Origin of the sequence: Pseudomonas sp. Snoq117.2 (assembly GCF_900110545.1) — a bacterium.
Lineage (GTDB): Bacteria > Pseudomonadota > Gammaproteobacteria > Pseudomonadales > Pseudomonadaceae > Chryseomonas > Chryseomonas benzopyrenica.
In genome coordinates, this window is record NZ_FOED01000001.1 from 219,861 (window position 1) to 237,726 (window position 17,866).

Here is a 17,866-nt window from a genome sequence, read left to right on the forward strand (position 1 = left end):
CCATGGACACCCGACTCCTCATCATCGGCGGCGGCCCCGGCGGTTATGTTGCCGCCTTGCGCGCCGCCCAGCTGGGCATCGCCACCACCCTGGTGGAGGGCACCGCCCTCGGCGGTACCTGCCTCAACGTCGGCTGCATTCCCTCCAAGGCGATGATCCATGTCGCCGAGGAATACCAGCGGGCCTGCGGTCGCGCTGAGCATGGCAGCCTGGGCATCCGCCACGGCCGCCCGGAGCTGGATCTTGGCCAGGCCGTGGCCTGGAAGAACGGCATCGTCGATCGTCTCACCACCGGCGTCGCCGCCCTGCTCAAGAAGCAGGGCGTGACGGTAATCGAGGGCTGGGCCGAAATCCTCGATGGCAAGACCGTCGAGGTGCAGCGCGCCGGCGGCGAGCGGCTGCGCATCCGCACCGAGCACCTAGTGCTGGCGATGGGCTCCACCTCGGTGGAGCTGCCCAACCTGCCCTTCGGTGGCCCGGTGATCTCGGCGACCGAGGCGCTGTCGCCCACGGAGATTCCCGAGCATCTGGTGGTGGTGGGTGCCGGCTACATCGGCCTGGAACTGGGCATCGCCTATCGCAAGCTGGGCGCCCAGGTCGCCGTGGTGGAAGCCCAGTCGCGACTGCTGCCCGGCTATGACGCCGAGCTGACGACGCCGCTGCGCCAGCGGCTGGAACGCCTGGGCATCGAGCTGCACCTGGGCTGTACCGTCGCCGGTCTGGCCGCAGACGGCGCGGGCCTGCGGATGACCCGTGGCGACGGTCGGGAAGAGCTTCTGCCGGCCCAGCGCATCTTGGTCGCCGCCGGCCGCCGCCCCCGCACCGAAGGCCTGGAGCGCCTGCCGCTGGACTACGACGGTCGCTACATCCGCGTCGACGACGGTTGTCGTACCAGCATGACCGACGTCTGGGCCATTGGTGATCTCACCGGCGAACCCCTGCTGGCCCACCGCGCCATGGCCCAGGCCGAGGTGGTGGCCGAGCTGATCGCCGGCAAGCGGCGGCGTTTCGCCCCGGTGGCCATCCCGGCGGTCTGCTACACCGATCCGGAGATCGTGGTGGTAGGCCTCACCCCCGAGCAGGCCAAGGCGCAAGGCCTGGAGACCAAGGTCGCCAGCTTCCCCTTCGCCGCCAATGGCCGCGCCCTCACCCTGGAGGCGCCGGAAGGCTTCGTGCGGGTGGTGGCCCGCGCGGATGACCATCGCATTCTCGGCTGGCAGGCCACCGGGCAGCAGGTGGCGGAACTGGCCACGGCCTTTTCCCACAGCCTGGAGATGGGCATGCAGCTGGAAGACGTGGCCGCCACCCTGCACCCCCACCCCACCCTGGGTGAGGCGGTGCAGGAGGCGGCGCTGCGTGCCCTGGGCCGGGCGCTGCACCTGTGACCGACCTGCCGCGCGACAGCCTGGCGCGGGGCATCCTCGACGAGGCCCTGGCCGGGCTGTGCCGGCGCAGTGGTCTGGCGCCAGACGCCCTGCTCGCCGCCGAAGGCGTCCAGCTAGCCGACCTGCTGCTTGGCCGCGAGCGCCTTTCGGCGCCGCTGTTCGGCCAGCTGTGGTATCGCCTGGCGCGGCGTTTCGATGATGAATTCTTCGCCCTCGGTCCGCGTCCGCTGCCGGCGGGCAGCTTCGCCTTTCTCTGCCAGAGCACCCGCCTGCAACCGACCCTGGGCGATGCCCTGCGGCACAGCGCCGACTTCCTGCGCCTGACCTTGGGTGTGGATCTGCGGCTGCAACGCGACGGAGAGCGGGCGACCTTGCGACTGGCACCCGGTGGTCTGCCGGGCAGCTTCGCGGTCTTTACCCTCTGGCTGATCCTGCATGGCCTGGCCTGCTGGCTGGTGGGCCGCCGGCTGCCGCTAGAGGAGATCCGTCTGACCGCTCAGGCGCCGGGAGCGGACCTGCTGGCCGACTATCTGCAACGCTTCGGGCCACGGCTAAGCTTCGCCAGCGATGACGACTGCCTGGCGCTGGACGCCGCCCTGCTGGTCCTGCAGATCCGGCGCAGTGCCACGGACGCGCGGCGTTTCATCGCCGCCGCGCCGGGCAATCTGCTGGTGCACTATCGCGACGACGCCAACCTGATCGCCCGCATCCGCACCCTGTTGCGCAGCCGTGCACCCGAAGATTGGCCGGACGCCGTCGGCCTGGCGGCAGACCTGGGGCTCTCGCCCGCCACCCTGAGACGCCAGCTGGCGGCAGGCGGCCAGTCCTACCAACGCCTCAAGGACGAACGCCGGTGCCGGCTAGCCTGTCGCCAGCTGGATCAAGGCGCCCTGCCCCTGGAGGAGTTGGCCCTGCGCCTGGGTTTCGCCGATCCCCGCTCCTTCCAGCGTGCCTTTCGCAAGTGGACGGGCTTGAGCCCCCTGGGCTATCGCCAGCGCCAGGTCCGCGCCGTTTAGCCCGCCATCAGCTGGGCCGCGATGGCAGCGGTATCTATCACCGAGCGCACCTCGCGGATTCGCCCGTTCTCGAAGCGATAGAAGACGTGCTCGCTGAAGCGTACCCGCCTCCCGTTCACCGCCACCCCGAACAGCTCGCCACGCGGCGTGCAGTCGAAATCCAGCTGCGCGGCTAGCCAGGGCGCCTCCACCACCAGCAATCGCGCGGCGAAGTGCAGATCGGGAATGGCGGCATGATCGCTTTCCAGCATGGCCTGGTAGCCCGCCAACCCCAGGGGCCGGCCGTTGTGCTCGACGGCTTCGTCGACATAACGGCCCAGCTCTGTCCAGGCCTGGCGGTTGAGGCAGTCGAGGTAGGCCTGATAACGCTCGCGTAACCCGTCGACTGACACGATCTGCCTCTCCTCGTCGCTAGGGCCTAGCGATGCTCGAACTTCGCCGGACGCTTCTCAACGAAGGCGGCCATGCCTTCCTTCTGGTCGGTGCTGGCGAACAGCGAATGGAAGACCCGGCGCTCGAAGCGGATGCCCTCAGCCAGACTGGTTTCGAAGGCGCGATTGACGCTTTCCTTGAGCAGCAGGGTCGCTGGCAGGGAGCGACTGGCGATACCGCGGGCGGCCTCCAGGGTGCGCTCCAGCAGCTCGTCGGCGGGAAAGACCTGGGCGACCAGGCCGGCGCGTTCGGCTTCGGCGGCCTCCAGCTGTCGACCGGTCAGACACAGTTCCATGGCCTTGGCCTTGCCCAGGGCACGGGTCAGGCGCTGGGTGCCGCCGATGCCGGGAATGACGCCCAAGGTGATCTCCGGCAGGCCGAAGCGGGCGGTGTCGGCGGCGTAGATGAAGTCGCACAGCAGCGCCAGTTCGCAGCCACCACCCAGGGCGTAGCCGGCCACGGCGGCGATCAAGGGCTTGCGGCGCTCGGCGATGCGGTCGGCGACGCGGAAATAGTCGTCCAGATAGATCTGCGGATAACCCTGCCCGGCCATTTCCTTGATGTCGGCGCCGGCGGCGAAGGCCTTGGCCGAGCCGGTGAGCACCACGCACCCCACCTCGGGATCGGCGTCCAGCCGCGCCAGCATGGCGTCCAACTCAGTGAGTAGCTGGGCATTGAGGGCGTTGAGCGCCTTGGGTCTGTTGAGGGTGATGAGGGCCACACGGTCCTCGATGTCTAGCAACAGGGTGGATTCGGCAGAGGCTTCGCTCATGATCTTGTCCTTGTCTAGTCGTTGAGTTCCAGGGCCATGGCCGTAGCCTCGCCGCCGCCAATGCAGATGGCGGCTACGCCCCGCCGCAGGCCACGCTGGCGCAGTGCCTGGATCAGGGTCACCAGGATGCGCGCGCCGGAGGCACCGATGGGATGGCCCAGGGCACAGGCACCACCGTGCACGTTCAACCGCTCCGGGTCCAGCCCCAGGGCATCCTGGGCGGCCAGCGCCACCACGGCGAAGGCTTCGTTGATTTCGAAGAGATCGACATCCGCCAATTGCCAGTCGATGCGTTCGAGCAGCGTGCGAATGGCGCCGATGGGGGCGGTGGGAAAGTCGCCTGGCGCGCCGGCATGGGCGGCATGGCCACGGATGGTCGCCAGCGGGGTCAGGCCCTCCCGCGCGGCCCTGCTGGCGCGCATCAGCAGCAGCGCCGCGGCGCCATCGGAGATGGAGCTGGCATTGGCCGCGGTCACGGTGCCGCCTTCGCGGAAAGCCGGCTTGAGCGTAGGAATCCGCGCAGGGTCGGCGCGGCGGGGTTGCTCGTCGGTGTCGAGGCGCAGGGTCTCCTTGCGCGTCACCACCTCCACCGGGACGATCTCGGCGGCGAAGGCGCCGCTGGCCTGGGCCTGACGTGCCCGTGCGAGAGACTGCTGAGCATAGGCATCCTGGCGTTCGCGGCCGATGCCCAGACGTGCGGCGCAATCCTCGGCGAAGGTGCCCATCAGGCGCCCGGGTTCATAGGCGTCTTCCAGGCCGTCGAGAAACATGCTGTCGATCAGGGCGCCATGGCCAAGGCGATAGCCGCTGCGGGCCTTTTCCAGCAGATAGGGCGCACGGCTCATGCTTTCCATGCCGCCCGCCACCACCACCTCGGCGCTGCCAGCGCGCAGCAGGTCGTGACCGAGGATGGCCGCCTGCATGCCCGAACCGCACATCTTGTTCAGGGTGGTGCAGCGCGTGCTCTGGGCCAGACCGGCGCCAAGCGCCGCCTGGCGTGCCGGTGCCTGGCCGAGGCCTGCGGGCAGCACGCAACCCAGCAGCACCTCGTCGACCCGTTCCGGCGACCAACCCGCCCGCTCCAGTACGGCGCGGACCACGGTACTGCCCAGTTGCGGCGCTGACAGCGCGGCCAGCTCGCCACCTAGGGCGCCCATGGGCGTACGGGCGGCGGCGACGATGACAATGGGATCATTCATGGCGATTCTCCTAGCGCGGGGCCATGCGCAGGGCGCCGTCCAGACGGATCACCTCACCGTTGAGCATGGAGTTCTCGATGATGTGGCGGACCAGGGCGGCGAATTCCTCGCCGCGACCGAGCCGCGGCGGAAAGGGCACGCTGGCGGCCAGGGCCTCGCGGACCTCGGGGGTCATGCCGGCCATCATGGGTGTCTCGAAGACACCCGGCGCTATGGTCATGACCCGGATGCCCTGCCCGGCCAGTTCGCGCGCTGCCGGCAGGGTGAGAGAGGCGACACCGCCCTTGGAGGCCGCATAGGCCGCCTGGCCGATCTGGCCGTCGAAGGCGGCGATGGAGGCGGTGTTGATGATCACCCCGCGCTCGCCACCGGCATCGGCCTCGCCCTTGGCCATGGCGGCTGCGGCCAGGCGCAGAACGTTGAAGCTGCCCACCAGGTTGACCGTGACGATACGAGCGAAGGCGGCGAGATCATGGGGACCGTTGCGTCCGAGGATGCGGGCGCCACCGACGATACCGGCGCAATTGACCGCGCCCTGCAGACTGCCCCAGCGGGCCAGTACGGTATCGATGGCCGCGCTCAGGGCCTCGGCATCGGTCACGTCCACCGGCAGCGCCAGGGCCCGCTCACCCAGTCGTTCCGCCTGGGCCTGCACGGCATCGGCCTGCAGATCCAACAGCGCCACCCGGGCGCCTGCCGCGGTCAGTACCTCGGCCGTGGCGGCGCCCAGGCCGGAGCCGGCGCCGGTTACCAGAAAGGTTCGCTCGTCGATGCGCATGATGACACTCCCCAGGGTGGTGTCTGCATCTTCGATCCTCGACAGAGGTCGGACAAGGGCCAGAACGCTCAGCCGTGCTGAGCGATCCGGTTCCTCGCTCACCAGGGCAAGGCTTGCCCCTGATAGTCGAGAAAGGCGCTGCCGCTTTGGCCGGCCCGGGCGTCGATGGTCGCGACCAGACCCGCGACGCTATCGGCCACCTCGACCGGCGCCTGGTCGCCACCCAGTTCGGTGCGGACCCAGCCCGGGTGCAGCGCCAGCACCGCGAAAGCCGGCTGCCGCCCAACCACCCAGCTCTGCAGCAGGCTGTTCAGCGCCGCCTTGCTGGCGCCATAGAGCGGCATCTCGGCGGCACGCGCCAGGCTGACGCTGCCCATCTGCGAACTCAGGCAGGCCACAACCCCCGCGGCGGCCATCCGTGGCGCCAGGGCGTCTAGCAGGCGTAGCGGGGCCACGGCATTGGTGAGAAACAACTCCCCTAGCTCCGTGGCGGTCGCCCGCTGCCCGTCTTCCTCCAGCGGCCCCATGATCCCGGCATTGACGATCAGCCGGTCCAGCGAGCCGTCGCCCAATTCGTCCAGCAGTCGCGTGCCCAGCTCGGGATCGCGCAGATCGCCAGTCACCACCCGCAGCCGCCCCCCTGCTGTAGCCGCCAGGGCATCCAAGGCCGCATTCGGCGTTCGCACCAGCGCCAGTACCTGGTCGCCGCGGGCCAGATAGGCCTTTACCACCCCTAGTCCTATGCCACGCGAAGCACCAATCACCCAGTTGTTCATGTCGTTCTCCTCAGTCCACCACCGCGATGCGCAGGTGTCGTTTCTTGCCCAGACTCACCCGCCGGCCGGCGTCGCTCGCCGTCAGCAGGACATCGGGATCCACCACCGGTTGCTCGTCCAGCCGCAGGCCACCGCCCTCTGCCAGCCGGCGGACCGCACTGCGCGACGGTTGCAGTCCCGCTTCGACCAGCAACTCCACCAGGGTGACGCCTGCGTCCAGCTGCCGGCGGCTCAGGACGACCTCCGGCAATTGACCCGCGCCGTCGCGAGCGGCGAACACCTGGGCGGCCGCGGCCTCGGCCTCGCGCTGGGCCCGCTCGCCATGGGCCAGTCGGGTCGCCTCGTTGGCCAGCACGGTCTTGGCCAGGTTGATCTCCGCCCCACCCAGGGCGCCGAGCCGCCGGACCTCGTCCAGCGGCAACTCGGTGAACAGCGCCAGGAAACGCTCGACATCGGCATCGTCGCAGTTGCGCCAGAATTGCCAGAAGTCGAAGGCCGACAGTCGCTCCTCGTTGAGCCAGACCGCGCCCTGGGCCGACTTGCCCATCTTGCGCCCGTCACGGGTGGCCAGCAGCGGCATGGTCAGGCCATAGAGTTGGGGACCGCCCTGCCGGCGCGACAGCTCCACACCATTGATGATGTTGGCCCACTGGTCCGCGCCGCCTAGTTGCAGGGTGCAGCCATAGCGCCGCGACAGCTCGACGAAGTCGTAGGCCTGCAACAGGGTGTAGCCGAATTCCTCGAAGGACAGCGAGTGCTCGCGGTCGAGACGATTCTTGATGGCATCGAAGGTGAGCAGCCGGTTGATGGAAAAATGCCGGCCGACGGCGCCGAGAAAATCCAGGTAGCCCAGGCCGTCGAGCCACTCGGCGTTGTCCACCACCTGGGCACGACCGTGGCCATCGCCCACTTCGAGATAGCGGTGAAAGGCCTTGGCGATGCCGGCCATGTTCAGGGCGATCTGGCCGTCGGTGAGTACCGGGCGACTGCTGTCGCGGAAACTGGGGTCGCCGATGCGGGTGGTGGCACCACCGATCAGCAAGAGGATGGGATGGCCAGCACGCTGCAGCCAGCGCATCAGCATCAGGCCCTGCAGATGGCCGACATGGAGGCTGTCGGCGGTGGCGTCGAAGCCGAGATAGCCGGTCACCGGCCCTGCGGCGAAGGCGCGCGCAAGGCCGTCCCGGTCGGTGGTCTGGTGGATGAAACCGCGGGCTTCGAGGGTGGTGAGCAGGTCTTGCGTGGTGCTGTCCATGGGGTCTCCTGTGGCTGGACGGTGCCAGGGAGACCGGGAGAAGTTGCCTTGACCGAGCCGCCCTAGGCGGTTCGGTCATGCAGCGCAGTACCTACCACCCGATGTTGGTCAGGTAGTAGTAATAGGCGCTGATGGGGCAAAGAAAGGTTCGCATGGGTCGCCACGCTACCGGCTCGCCTGCCGCTTGGCAACTGCGAACCGCTCGCACTGCCGCTTCGACCAGATGTCGCACCTCCTCTGGCAGCGGCTGAACGAACAGCGAGAGTGGCGTTCCGACTCCTGTCCTTTGCCAGCAGTATCGAGACGCAGAGATGAACGTACCCGCTCCACCCCGCGAGATCCCCAGCACCGGCATGGCAGTCCCAGGCGTACCTGGACATGGAAAAGCCTTTGCGTGAGAGGATCCCCCCAATGAAATGCATTACCCCAGCCAACCTGCTGTTGCTGCTGCTCTGCCTCACGGTGCTGGCCTACGCCACCGACCTGATCGGCTAGACGAGACCTGACCGTCCGGACGGTCAATCGGGTGGCATGGCAGGGCCACGGTTGCCCTCGGCCGTCTCTTGGCCTAGCGTTCAGGGCCTGTCCGTCAGAGAACTACAGCGTCATGCCCAGCCAACCCTCCAGTACCGTCGAAAGCATCGAGCTGATGGCGTCCCTGGATTCCGTCGCGGCGCTCCTGCGCGTCGTCTGTGATGTCAGCGGCCTTGGGGTCGCCACCGTTGCCGAGGTCACCGAGCAGCGCTGGATCGCCTGTGCGGTGGAGGATCGCATCGCCTACGGCCTGCAACCCGGCGCTGAACTGGATCTCGAATCCACGTTGTGCAACCACGTGCGCTCCTCCCACGACGCCGTGATCATCAGCGACGTGACCCAGAATCCCACCTACTGCGATCATCCGGCGCCCGGCCTCTATGGCTGGAAGAGCTATCTGTCGGTCCCGGTGTTTCGTCCCAACGGGACCTTCTTCGGGACGCTATGCGCCTTCGATCCCCAGCCCAGGCCGCTGCTGGAGCAGCGCTCGGTGATCGATACCCTGGACGGTTTCGCCCGTCTGCTGGGTGAATTGCTCGCCCGCGAAGAACAGCGTCGCGAAGAAAGCCCCGGTGCGCGCGTCGACCGGGATCTGACGCCCTTGCACGACCAACTGCTGGTACTGCTAGAGGAGGATCTGCAGCGCCCGCTGCAGGCGCTGGCTGCGCAGGACCTGCACGCGGACGCATCCCAGATGCGGCACTGGCACACCGAGGCCCAGCGCCTGGCCGAACGCAGCGGCGTGGCCGCCGACTTCGTCCGCGCGCGCCTGGGCCATGGCCTGCCCCTGAAACCGGCGCTGGTTGACGACTTCAATGAGCAGCTCCTGGGCTTGTTCGCCACGCTGCAAACGCGCTTTCCCGGGCAGACCTTGAGCAGCAAATTGCCGGCCTTACCGGCTGCCTTGCGGCTGGATCTGCCGCGGGTGCTGCAGGCGCTGGACGCCGTGCTGGAGCAGGTCGCTTCCCGCAATCCTTCTGGGGGCAACCTGTTGCTGCGTGGCGCGATCAAGGATCGCTGCTACAGCCTTATCGTGGAAAGCAGCACCGCCGTGGTGGAACCTGGCACCCTGAGTCAACTGTTCCAGCCGGCGCTGACCAGGGCCGACCTTGCGCAGCCCGCCCGCCTGGACCTGGGCCTCTATCTCGCCCAGGAAATCGCCCGCGGCCATGGCGGCAGTCTGGTCGCGCGCTTGGAAGCCGGTCACTTGAGATTCCTCCTTACCCTGCCCACTGCTCTGGATTGATGCCCTTGCCCTTCCCTTCTCCCCTGCTGGTGATCCGTCACGGCGAAACCGACTGGAACGCCAGCGGTCGCCTCCAGGGTCGCCAGGACATACCGCTCAACGCGCGCGGTCGTGCCCAGGCCGAAGCCGTGGGCCTGGCCCTGCGCGACCGCCTCGACATCTCTCGCTTCGCCTGCCTGAGCAGTCCGCTGCAACGCGCCAGCGTAACGCTCGATCTGATCCTGGCGCAGCTGCCAGGCACGCCAAGAAACCTGGGCCGCGATGCGCGCCTGGCGGAAAAGGCCTTTGGCGACTGGGAGGGCCTGGACATGCCCACCATCGCCCAGCGTTATCCCGAGCAGCACGCCCGCCGCGCCGCCGAGCCCTATACCTTTCGGGTATCCGGTGGCGAAAGCTATGCCGATGCCGCCGAGCGGGTGCGCCCGCTGCTGGAGGAACTCCAGGGCCCCACCCTGCTGGTGGCCCACGGTGCTCTGATCCGCAGCCTGCTGGTAGCGATCGGCCTGGCCAGTCCGGAGGTGGCGACCCGGATGGTCATCCACCAAGGCCGCTGGCTGGAGCTCACGACCGCGGGCTATGAGTGGTACAGCGCCCCGGGCTGGGGCGAACAGCCCTAACTCAGCCGGCGGGCGAATTGGCTGACCGCGCCCACCACCTGGCGGGCGCCATCCTGGATCTCGGTGATGCGCACCCCGGCGTTGCTGGCCAGGTGCAGCCCCTGCTCCGCCTGCTGCCGGCTGGCGGCCATGTTGCTGACCGCGGTCTGCGCCAGTTGCTGGTTCTGCTGCACCACCCCGACGATCTCCTCGGTGGCCTTGCTGGTGCGCCCGGCCAACTGCCGGACTTCGTCCGCCACCACCGCGAAGCCACGCCCCTGCTCACCGGCCCGGGCAGCTTCGATGGCAGCGTTGAGCGCCAGCAGATTGGTCTGCTCGGCGATGCCGCTGACGGTCTTGACGATGGCGCTGATCACCAGCGACTGCTTGCCGAGGTCTTCGATGCCGTTGGCGGCGACCTGGATCTCGTCGGCGATGCGGGTCATCACCGCCACGGTGTCCTGCACCACGGCCGCGCCCTGACGCGCGCTTTCGTCGGTGGTCTGGGAGATGTCGAAGGCGACCCGTGCGGCCTCGGCCACGGCCAGTTCCTGCTCCACCTGCTCGGTGATGACGGTGGCGAACTTGATGACCTTGTACAGCTCGCCGCGGGTGTTGAGGACGGGATTGTAGGAGGCTTCCAGCCAGACCGTGCGGCCATGGCTGTCGATGCGCTTGAAGCGACTGGCGACGTAGTCGCCACGATTGAGCCGCTCCCAGAAGACGCGATAGTCAGCGGACTCCGACTCTCCGCGGCTGCAGAACATCCGATGATGCTTGCCGACGATCTGCGCCAGCGAATAACCCATGCCCTGCAGGAAGCGCTCGTTGGCGGTGAGCACCTCGCCGGACAGGTTGAATTCGATCACCGCGGTGGAACGCAGCAGCGCATTGATGATGCCCGAGTGCTCGGTGGAAGTTTCCACCTGCTCGGTACGGTCATAGGCATAACAGCGGATCTGTTTGACCTGGCCCTGGGTGTCGCGCACGGGCGTCCAGATCGCATAGAGCCAGGCGACGCCACCCGTCCCGCGCAGCAGCCGATAGATGCCACTGGCCTGGCGACCTTCGTTGAAGCTGCGCTTCAGATCGCCATAGCAGACCAACTTCTTCACGTAGTCCGGAATGATGTCGTCCAGGTTCCGCCCGGTGAGGCTACCCGGCGCGTAACCCAGGCACTGGGCGAAATTGTCATTGAAGTCTTCGATCCGGCCCTGGGCGTCCAGCATTAGGCAAAGGGCGTCATTGCAGAACGCCGCGCGCAGCTGACGGTGCTCGGCCAGCTCGGCTTCGAGATCAGCGATACGGCGTTTGAGTGCAGAGTTGAACATGGGATCACCCAGGAAAGTTGTGTCTTTCTCTGGTTCGACGCGCCGCAAGATTTCTTGACCAGGTGCTGATGAACGCTGGACGCGGACACGTCAGGAGAAGCGTCGATGATGCGCCCCGCGTGGCGCCGGCTGGAAAGCGCCACGGGCTCTAGCCTGCCGCTACCGCTTTGATAACGAACTCCGCCGAGGTCGACGAAGGCGCTGGCGATCCGTTACCCGACCGCTCAGCGAAGTGACGAGCGGTCGAGTCAAATAGTCGCGAGCCCAGGCTCGGGCACGGCCTGGCGGGCCTGTCGTTCCAGGCGCTGCACCAGCGCGCCAAGATCGATCAGGGTGGCCTGGCGGCTGTTCCCCCCGGTACTTACGCCCACCCAGCTCTGCGCCCGCTGTGCCGGCATCGCCCCGCCCTCCCCGGGCAATTGCCAGCTGCGCGCCAGGGCATCCGCCCGCAGGTCGGTAAAGGCCTCGATGGCCTCCACCCGCTGTACCACGAAGCCCAGGCGCTGGCGCTGTCCTTCCACCACGATCACCTGATCGCCCGGACCGGACTCGACCCTCTGCGCACCGGCCAGGGTCCGCAGGCACACCAGGGTGATCTGCTGGCCCCGGACCTCCATCACCCCCAGCAGCCGCGGATCCCGCTGCCCGAGGCGCAGGTAGCGCGACGGCAGGGGCAAGACCTCGGCCACCTGCTCCAGCGGGACGGCGAACAGCAATTCGGCAAGAAAGGTGAGGCAGGGCTGGCGGCGGACCTGGCGCCGTTCCTCCTGCAACAGATCGCGGTCGGTGCGATAGATCCGCGCATAGGCGACCGCCGCCGCCTGGCAACCCAGGACCAGGTGATCGATCACGATCGCCGTCTCGCCATCCGCTGCGCTGAAAACCCCGCACAACAGCTCGGGCTGCTCCAGGCCAAAGCCGAGCAGCGGCGCGCACTGCGCCGGATCCCGTCGCCACATGCCGAGCAGCCGCTCGAAACCGAAGGCCACCCGATACTGACCCTGGTCGCCCGCCGCCAGCACCAGCAGTTGCTCACGGCGACTGTGCGCGGGCGTGGTCAGCCCCAACAGTGCGGACAGCTCCAGCACCGGCAACGTCTGGCCGCGTAACTGCACCTGGTGGCGACAGCTGTCGCTGGCGAATTCGCTAGGCGCCAGCTGCGGTCGATCCACCAGTTCCTGCACCACCGCCGCATCCAGGCAGAGGCGACGCCCGTCGCATTCGAACAGCAGATAGAGCCGCTCGCCATCCTTGCCAGCGCTGGCCCCCTGCCGATGGGCGTGGGGCACGTCGGCGCTGACCTCGAAGCCTGGCAAGGCGGCCAGGGCTTCCAGGTCCAGCAGATGGACCAGCCGGCCGCTTTCCGGACGCAGGTGGACCTGCCCCAGGAGGCGCCCGGGTGCCCCCTGCAACTGCACGATGGCGTCCGCCGGCAGCCTGAGGATATCCACCACGTTATCGATGGCCAGGCCGAAGCGACCGCCGCCCTGGCGAATCACGGCGATCCGGCGCTCGCGCTCGACCGGCGGCACCCCCAGCAAGCCATGGCCGTCCACCAGCGGCAGTGGCTGACCGCCCAACTCGAAGAGACCGAGCAGCCAGGGCACCGGACTCGGATGGGCGGCCAGGCGGTCCGGCCAGGGCACCACGCGTTCCAGGGCCTGGGCGGGCAAGGCGACTTCCAGTTCGCCGATCCGCACGACACCCCGCATCACGAACGGGTGCCTCCGATGATGGGCGCCACCGTGGTGGCCGCGTCGAGCTCCTGGATCAACTGATTGACCCGCGCCGCATCGTCGAGCTGGGCGGCGGTGGAGCCGTTGATCGCCTCGATGGACTGTTGGGTCTTGCCCACCCCTTCGGCGATCAGCCCGAAGGCCTCGCCCACGCTGCGCGAGATTTCGCTGCCCTGGGCGATGCTCTTGACCGATTCCAGGATCAGCTTGTTGATCTCCTTGGTCGCCTGGGACGACTTCTCGGCCAGCTTGCGCACCTCGTCGGCCACCACCGAGAAGCCCAGGCCATGCTCACCGGCGCGGGCGGCTTCGATGGCCGCGTTGAAGGCCAGCATGTTGGTCTGGTTGGCGATATCGCTGATCACCTGGACGATGTCCTGGATGCCGCCGGCGGTGGTGCCTATGGCCGCCATGGCGTCCAGCGAGCGCGTCAAGGTCAGGGAGCCGCGCTCCGCTTCCTCCAGCGTGCGGCGGGCCATGCGGTTGGCGTCATCGGTGGTCTCGGCGATCTGGTTGATGGAGCGGGTCAGGGCGTGCAGCGAGAGATTCATCTGCTCGATCTTCTGCCGCACATGCTGCTCCATCTCCACCTGGCGGGTGATGTCGGTAGCGAACTTCACCACCTTGTGCACCTGGCCTTCGGCATCGAAGATCGGGTTGTAGGTGGCCTGGATCCAGATGCGCTGACCGAACTTGCTCAGGCGCATGAAGCGGCCGCCGAACACCTCGCCCTGGGCCAGCCGCGCCCAGAATTCGCGGTACTCGCTGGAGGCGACGTGGTCGGCCTCGCAGAAGATGCGGTGGTGCTGACCGCGGATCTCCTCCAGGCGATAGCCCAGGGTCGCCAGGAAATTGCGGTTGGCCTCGAGGATCTTGCCGGTCAGGTCGAATTCGATCACCGCCTGGCCGCGGTCGACGGCCGCCACCTTGCCGGCATAGTCGCTGTTGCGAATCTGGCTTTCGGTGATGTCCACGGCGAACTTCACCACCTTGCACGGCTTGCCGTCGGCGTCGAAGATGGGGTTGTAGGTGGCCTGGATCCAGATCTCCTCACCCCGGCTGTTGCGCCTCTTGTACACCCCGGCGTCGAATTCGCCGCGCGCCAATTTATCCCAGAACAATCGGTACTCGGCCAAACGGGCGTAGTCGTCGGAGCAGAAGAGGCGGTGGTGTTTGCCCACCACCTCGTCGGACTGGTAACCCAGGGCCAGCAGGAAGTTGCGGTTGGCGGTGAGCACCGTGCCGTCGACGGAGAACTCGGCGATGGCCTGGGATCGGTCGATGGCCGCCACCTTGCCTTCGTAGTCGCTGTTGCGCAGCTGGCTCTCGGTCACGTCGCTGGCGAACTTGACCACCTTGTAAGGCTTGCCCTCGGCGTCGAGGATGGGATTGTAGGTCGCCTGGATCCATACCTGGTGGCCGTCGCTGGCGCGTCTCTTGTACAGGCCGGCATCGAAGTCGCCCCGACCGAGTTTTTCCCAGAACAGGCGATAGCCCGGCGAACGGGCATGCTCGGGTTCGCAGAAGATCCGGTGATGCTTGCCACGTACCTCGTCCAGGCTGTAACCCAGGGCGGACAGGAAGTTTTCGTTGGCGGAGAGGATGTTGCCGTGCAGATCGAATTCGATCACCGCCTGGGCGCGGTCGATGGCGGCCATCTTGCCTTCGAATTCGGCAGCCTGCAGTTGCGCGTCTGTGACATCAGTGGCGAACTTCACCACCTTGTAGGGACGACCGTCGCTGTCGAGGATGGGATTGTAGGTGGCCTGGATCCAGATCGGCCGGCCATCCCGGCGGATGCGCTTGTAGACCCCAGTATCGAAGAGACCCTGCCCCAGGCGATTCCACAGCAGCGCGTATTCTGGCGAACGGGCATAGTCGGCCGGGCACATCAGGCTGTGATGGCGGCCGCGCAACTCCTCCAGCGCATAGCCGGTCATGCCGAGGAAATTGTCGTTGGCCCAGAGCACATTGCCCTGCAGGTCGAATTCGATCACCGCCTGAGAGCGGTGAATGGCAGCGATCTTGCCCTCGTACTCCACCGCCTGCAGGCGACTCTCGGTAATGTCGGTGGCGAACTTGATGATACGCTGCGGTCGTCCCTCGGCATCCAGCAGCGGATTGTAGGTCGCGCGGATCCACCTCAAGCTGCCATCCTTGTGCTGGCGCCGATAGACGCCGCTGTGGAACTCGCCGCGCCCCAGGGTCTGCCAGAACTGCTGATAATCCTCGCTCTCCACCACCCCTGGCGGGCAGAACAGACGATGATGCCGGCCGCTGACTTCCTCCAGGCGATAACCGAAGGCCTGCAGGAAGTTGTCATTGGCGTGCAGCACCGTGCCTTGCAGATCGAATTCGATCACTGCCAGGGAACGGTCCAGCGCCTGACGCAAGGCATGATAGGCGGAGGTATCGTCGACAGTGACAGATTCGGAAAACATGGGCAGCTCCAGGAAGGGGACTCGACAATCAGGCTATCGGCAATCGCGATAACAAATTGAACGCTGCCTATCCTAGAACTGTTTTCCGCTGGTGGAATCGCCAATGGTCGTCCGACGAACGACCCCCATGCTGGCCAGACGCCTTCAGACCACCAGCTTAGTGCCTATGACCAATAGCATGACCGCCAGACAGGGCCGCAGCACGCCATCCGGTACCCGCCCCGACAGGTGACTGCCCAGGAAGATGCCTGGCAGTGAGCCCAACAGCAGAAAGCCCAGCACATGCCAGTCCAGATTGCCCAGGCCGGCATGCCCAAGTCCCGCCACCAGGGTCAGGGGCACCGCATGGGCGATCTCGGTGCCGACCAGGCGCCGAGTCGCCATCAGCGGATAGAGCAGGAACAGCGCCACCGTGCCCAGGGCGCCGGCGCCGATGGAGGTCAGGGTCACCATGAAGCCCAGCACCGCACCGGTCAGCACCGTGAGGGCATTGAGACGCCCCGCACTCAGGTGAAATCGGTCGCCGGCGTGTCGGCTGGCGAAGGCGAAAATCTGTTGCTTGAACAGGATGGCCAGGGCGGTCAGCAGCAGCACGATACCGAGGGCATGCTTGATGAGCGCATTGGTGGCGTGTTGGTCACCCGGGAGCAAAGCCAGCGCGAGGAGTGTGAGAGCCGCGGCGGGTACGCTGCCAGCGGCCAGCCAGCCGGTCACCGTCCAATCGATGTTGCGATTACGTTGATGGACGAAGACGCCGCCCGCCTTGGTGATGGCGGCATAGAGCAGATCGGTGCCCACGGCCGCGGCCGGGTTGATGCCGAACCAGAGCAGAATGGGCGTCATTAGGGACCCACCGCCTACCCCTGTCATACCCACGATGAAACCTACCACCAGCCCCGCGATCACGAAGCCCATTGCCCCAACTTCCATTACAGCCCCAATTGCCGTTGTCGGCTCATCTTGCGGCCGCACAGGATAACCACTCAGGTTATGCCGGGGTATATTGAAAGAGTCTTTGCTTATAACAGCTGGAACTATGAATCAGCCGTCATCGTGGGCGACGGGCGTCCAGATAGGCCAGGACTTCCTCATCGCCATAGCCCGCACGTCGCGCATGGGCCTCAATGGCCGCGCGGCAAGCGGGATCGGTGATGGTCGCCGGCATTGAGGCGCCGCAGGGCGCCAGGGCGGCCTGGGCCAGGAAGCTGTCCAGATCCTGCTTGTGTTCGTCAGCGACGGCGTGGGTGCCCGTGGTGGGCGCATGCGCTGCGACTGGCGGCGTGGTAGTCGCCACGACGGCGGGCTCGCTGGCTGTCGAATCGCCTTTGTGCGTGGTCGCCACCGCAGCCACCACCAGCAGGCCAAAGCCTGCCGTCAACACCAGCAACTTGCGTGTCGAACTTCCGCTCATGATCTCTTCTTCCCTCTAAAAAGCTTACCGTCCTGGACCTGAAAGCGACCTGGGCCGCCTAACGTCCGACTTTTGACCAATCGAATTGGACAATATTTTTCCAGCTTGTGTTCAGCCCAAGGTGGGTCATGCCACACTCGGCGGCATCAGGAGACAGGAGCGGCTCATGCAGCAGAAGGATTTCGTCGGCCCCCGTTTGCGCCAGCTCAGCGCCGATCTCTCGCTCGCCGATCGACTGGCCGAGAGCGCTCAAATCGATCTCAACGCCGATCTCAAGCGCCGGGTCCGGGATGACCTCGAACGGGCGCTGCGGGAGATCGGGCAGCTCAGCGAAGAGCAGACCCTCTGGCTGAACTGGGCGAACACCTAATCCAGGCACGCCCAACGTCGTCGCGCTGTAACGCGCGACTGCTATTTGTAGCGGCATCCACCCTCTGGAGCCGAGCATGAAAGCGGAATACGAAATCAGTGACGACATCGCCCAGTTCGTCGGCGGCGCCTTGATCAGCCTGGTATTGCTCAGTGGCGGAGCCATCGGCGGCGCCTGCTTCCTGCTGGCCGAGACGCTTGGTTGACCGCCCGCCGCCTGCCCCCTAGCTAGCGTCAGGGCTGCGCAGCCATTCTTGAGCGAATGCCTGGCCGCCTACCCGGCTGACATCCATTGATTCATAGGCAACTTGCATTGCGCTGAGGGCGCATTACTCTTGAAAGGTGACAGTAACAATTAGCGCACGCAGTTAAGAGGTCGGATCATGCGAACCCAACTGACCCGCTCGATCACCCTGTTCGACGCCCCTCGCCCCCAGGCGCAAGCCAAAGATGAGTCGGCGGTGCCCGCCGATAACGGTTTTACCGGTCGCACCAACCAGCGGTGGACGGCAACCTTTCTCTGCGGCACCGCCCTGGCGTTCGTCTTCTGCGCGCCACTGTTCCGGCATCTACACTAGCTCTGCTGGCC

The 17,866-nt window shown here is 66.7% G+C and carries 18 protein-coding genes and 2 pseudogenes; 7 read left to right on the plus strand and 13 right to left on the minus strand.

Translation table 11 applies throughout. The annotated features are described in order from the left end of the window. Positions 1-2 precede the first annotated feature (2 nt). Together lpdA and BMZ43_RS01160 are read left to right on the plus strand one after the other, a co-directional pair. Positions 3-1,385 carry a dihydrolipoyl dehydrogenase gene (lpdA, locus tag BMZ43_RS01155; protein WP_093249133.1) on the plus strand — a complete coding sequence of 461 codons (1,383 nt, stop codon included), beginning with the start codon at positions 3-5 and terminating at the stop codon, positions 1,383-1,385. After that, positions 1,382-2,401, plus strand: a complete 1,020-nt coding sequence (locus tag BMZ43_RS01160) for an AraC family transcriptional regulator (RefSeq protein WP_093249135.1) — start codon at positions 1,382-1,384, stop codon at positions 2,399-2,401. Before lpdA ends, BMZ43_RS01160 begins: the two co-directional genes overlap by 4 nt. On the opposite strand, the gene BMZ43_RS01165 is transcribed toward BMZ43_RS01160, so the two are convergent. The 6 genes from BMZ43_RS01165 to tyrS form a co-directional block, all read right to left on the minus strand. After that, positions 2,398-2,793, minus strand: a complete 396-nt coding sequence (locus tag BMZ43_RS01165) for an ester cyclase (RefSeq protein WP_093249137.1) — start codon at positions 2,791-2,793, stop codon at positions 2,398-2,400. The two genes, BMZ43_RS01160 and BMZ43_RS01165, sit on opposite strands and share 4 nt — an antisense overlap. Before the next feature lie 26 nt (positions 2,794-2,819). Then, positions 2,820-3,605: an enoyl-CoA hydratase gene (locus BMZ43_RS01170; protein ID WP_093249140.1), complete on the minus strand. Its 786-nt coding sequence runs from the start codon at positions 3,603-3,605 to the stop codon at positions 2,820-2,822. Positions 3,606-3,619: 14 nt separating this feature from the next. Continuing rightward, complete coding sequence (locus BMZ43_RS01175; RefSeq protein ID WP_093249142.1) at positions 3,620-4,804, minus strand: acetyl-CoA C-acyltransferase; 1,185 nt, start codon at positions 4,802-4,804, stop codon at positions 3,620-3,622. A 10-nt stretch (positions 4,805-4,814) separates the two neighbouring features. Next, a complete protein-coding gene (locus tag BMZ43_RS01180; protein ID WP_093249144.1) occupies positions 4,815-5,582 on the minus strand; it encodes an SDR family NAD(P)-dependent oxidoreductase in 768 nt (255 codons plus the stop codon). A 98-nt stretch (positions 5,583-5,680) separates the two neighbouring features. Beyond that, positions 5,681-6,358, minus strand: a complete 678-nt coding sequence (locus BMZ43_RS01185) for an SDR family oxidoreductase (protein WP_064308925.1) — start codon at positions 6,356-6,358, stop codon at positions 5,681-5,683. Between the two features lie 10 nt (positions 6,359-6,368). Then, complete coding sequence (gene tyrS / locus BMZ43_RS01190; protein WP_064308924.1) at positions 6,369-7,613, minus strand: tyrosine--tRNA ligase; 1,245 nt, start codon at positions 7,611-7,613, stop codon at positions 6,369-6,371. Between the two features lie 607 nt (positions 7,614-8,220). Here tyrS and BMZ43_RS01195 point away from each other — a divergent pair. Together BMZ43_RS01195 and BMZ43_RS01200 are read left to right on the plus strand one after the other, a co-directional pair. Next, positions 8,221-9,393: a GAF domain-containing protein gene (locus BMZ43_RS01195; protein ID WP_064308923.1), complete on the plus strand. Its 1,173-nt coding sequence runs from the start codon at positions 8,221-8,223 to the stop codon at positions 9,391-9,393. 5 nt (positions 9,394-9,398) lie between these two features. Continuing rightward, positions 9,399-10,010 carry a histidine phosphatase family protein gene (locus BMZ43_RS01200; protein ID WP_177344758.1) on the plus strand — a complete coding sequence of 204 codons (612 nt, stop codon included), beginning with the start codon at positions 9,399-9,401 and terminating at the stop codon, positions 10,008-10,010. Here the strand turns inward: BMZ43_RS01200 and BMZ43_RS27100 are convergent. The 7 genes and pseudogenes from BMZ43_RS27100 to BMZ43_RS01225 form a co-directional block, all read right to left on the minus strand. Beyond that, positions 10,007-10,549 (minus strand): methyl-accepting chemotaxis protein, encoded by a 543-nt coding sequence (locus BMZ43_RS27100; RefSeq protein WP_371913850.1) that lies wholly within the window; start codon positions 10,547-10,549, stop codon positions 10,007-10,009. The two genes, BMZ43_RS01200 and BMZ43_RS27100, sit on opposite strands and share 4 nt — an antisense overlap. Further along, positions 10,550-11,320: pseudogene (locus BMZ43_RS27105) on the minus strand (PAS domain-containing protein); the annotation flags it as partial. 248 nt (positions 11,321-11,568) lie between these two features. Then, positions 11,569-13,032: a chemotaxis protein CheW gene (locus tag BMZ43_RS01210; RefSeq protein ID WP_256562877.1), complete on the minus strand. Its 1,464-nt coding sequence runs from the start codon at positions 13,030-13,032 to the stop codon at positions 11,569-11,571. Beyond that, a complete protein-coding gene (locus BMZ43_RS27110; RefSeq protein WP_371913851.1) occupies positions 13,032-13,640 on the minus strand; it encodes a methyl-accepting chemotaxis protein in 609 nt (202 codons plus the stop codon). The genes BMZ43_RS01210 and BMZ43_RS27110 overlap by 1 nt, the downstream gene beginning before the upstream one ends. Before the next feature lie 3 nt (positions 13,641-13,643). Beyond that, positions 13,644-15,497, minus strand: a pseudogene (locus tag BMZ43_RS01215) (PAS domain S-box protein); the annotation flags it as partial. 144 nt (positions 15,498-15,641) lie between these two features. Beyond that, positions 15,642-16,427: a sulfite exporter TauE/SafE family protein gene (locus tag BMZ43_RS01220; RefSeq protein ID WP_064307149.1), complete on the minus strand. Its 786-nt coding sequence runs from the start codon at positions 16,425-16,427 to the stop codon at positions 15,642-15,644. Positions 16,428-16,545: 118 nt separating this feature from the next. After that, positions 16,546-16,908, minus strand: coding sequence for a hypothetical protein (locus BMZ43_RS01225; RefSeq protein WP_017642806.1), 363 nt, complete (start codon positions 16,906-16,908; stop codon positions 16,546-16,548). 166 nt (positions 16,909-17,074) lie between these two features. On the opposite strand from BMZ43_RS01225, the gene BMZ43_RS01230 reads away from it, so the two are divergent. The 3 genes from BMZ43_RS01230 (at position 17,075) to BMZ43_RS01235 (ending at position 17,855) form a co-directional block, all read left to right on the plus strand. Beyond that, positions 17,075-17,278 carry a hypothetical protein gene (locus BMZ43_RS01230; protein ID WP_017642805.1) on the plus strand — a complete coding sequence of 68 codons (204 nt, stop codon included), beginning with the start codon at positions 17,075-17,077 and terminating at the stop codon, positions 17,276-17,278. A gap of 76 nt (positions 17,279-17,354) precedes the next feature. Continuing rightward, a complete protein-coding gene (locus BMZ43_RS26810) occupies positions 17,355-17,483 on the plus strand; it encodes a hypothetical protein (protein ID WP_017642804.1) in 129 nt (42 codons plus the stop codon). 177 nt (positions 17,484-17,660) lie between these two features. Further along, the gene (locus BMZ43_RS01235; protein ID WP_064307152.1) at positions 17,661-17,855 is read left to right on the plus strand and encodes a hypothetical protein; all 195 of its coding nucleotides are present in this window, start codon (positions 17,661-17,663) and stop codon (positions 17,853-17,855) included. The last annotated feature ends 11 nt before the right edge of the window (positions 17,856-17,866 follow it).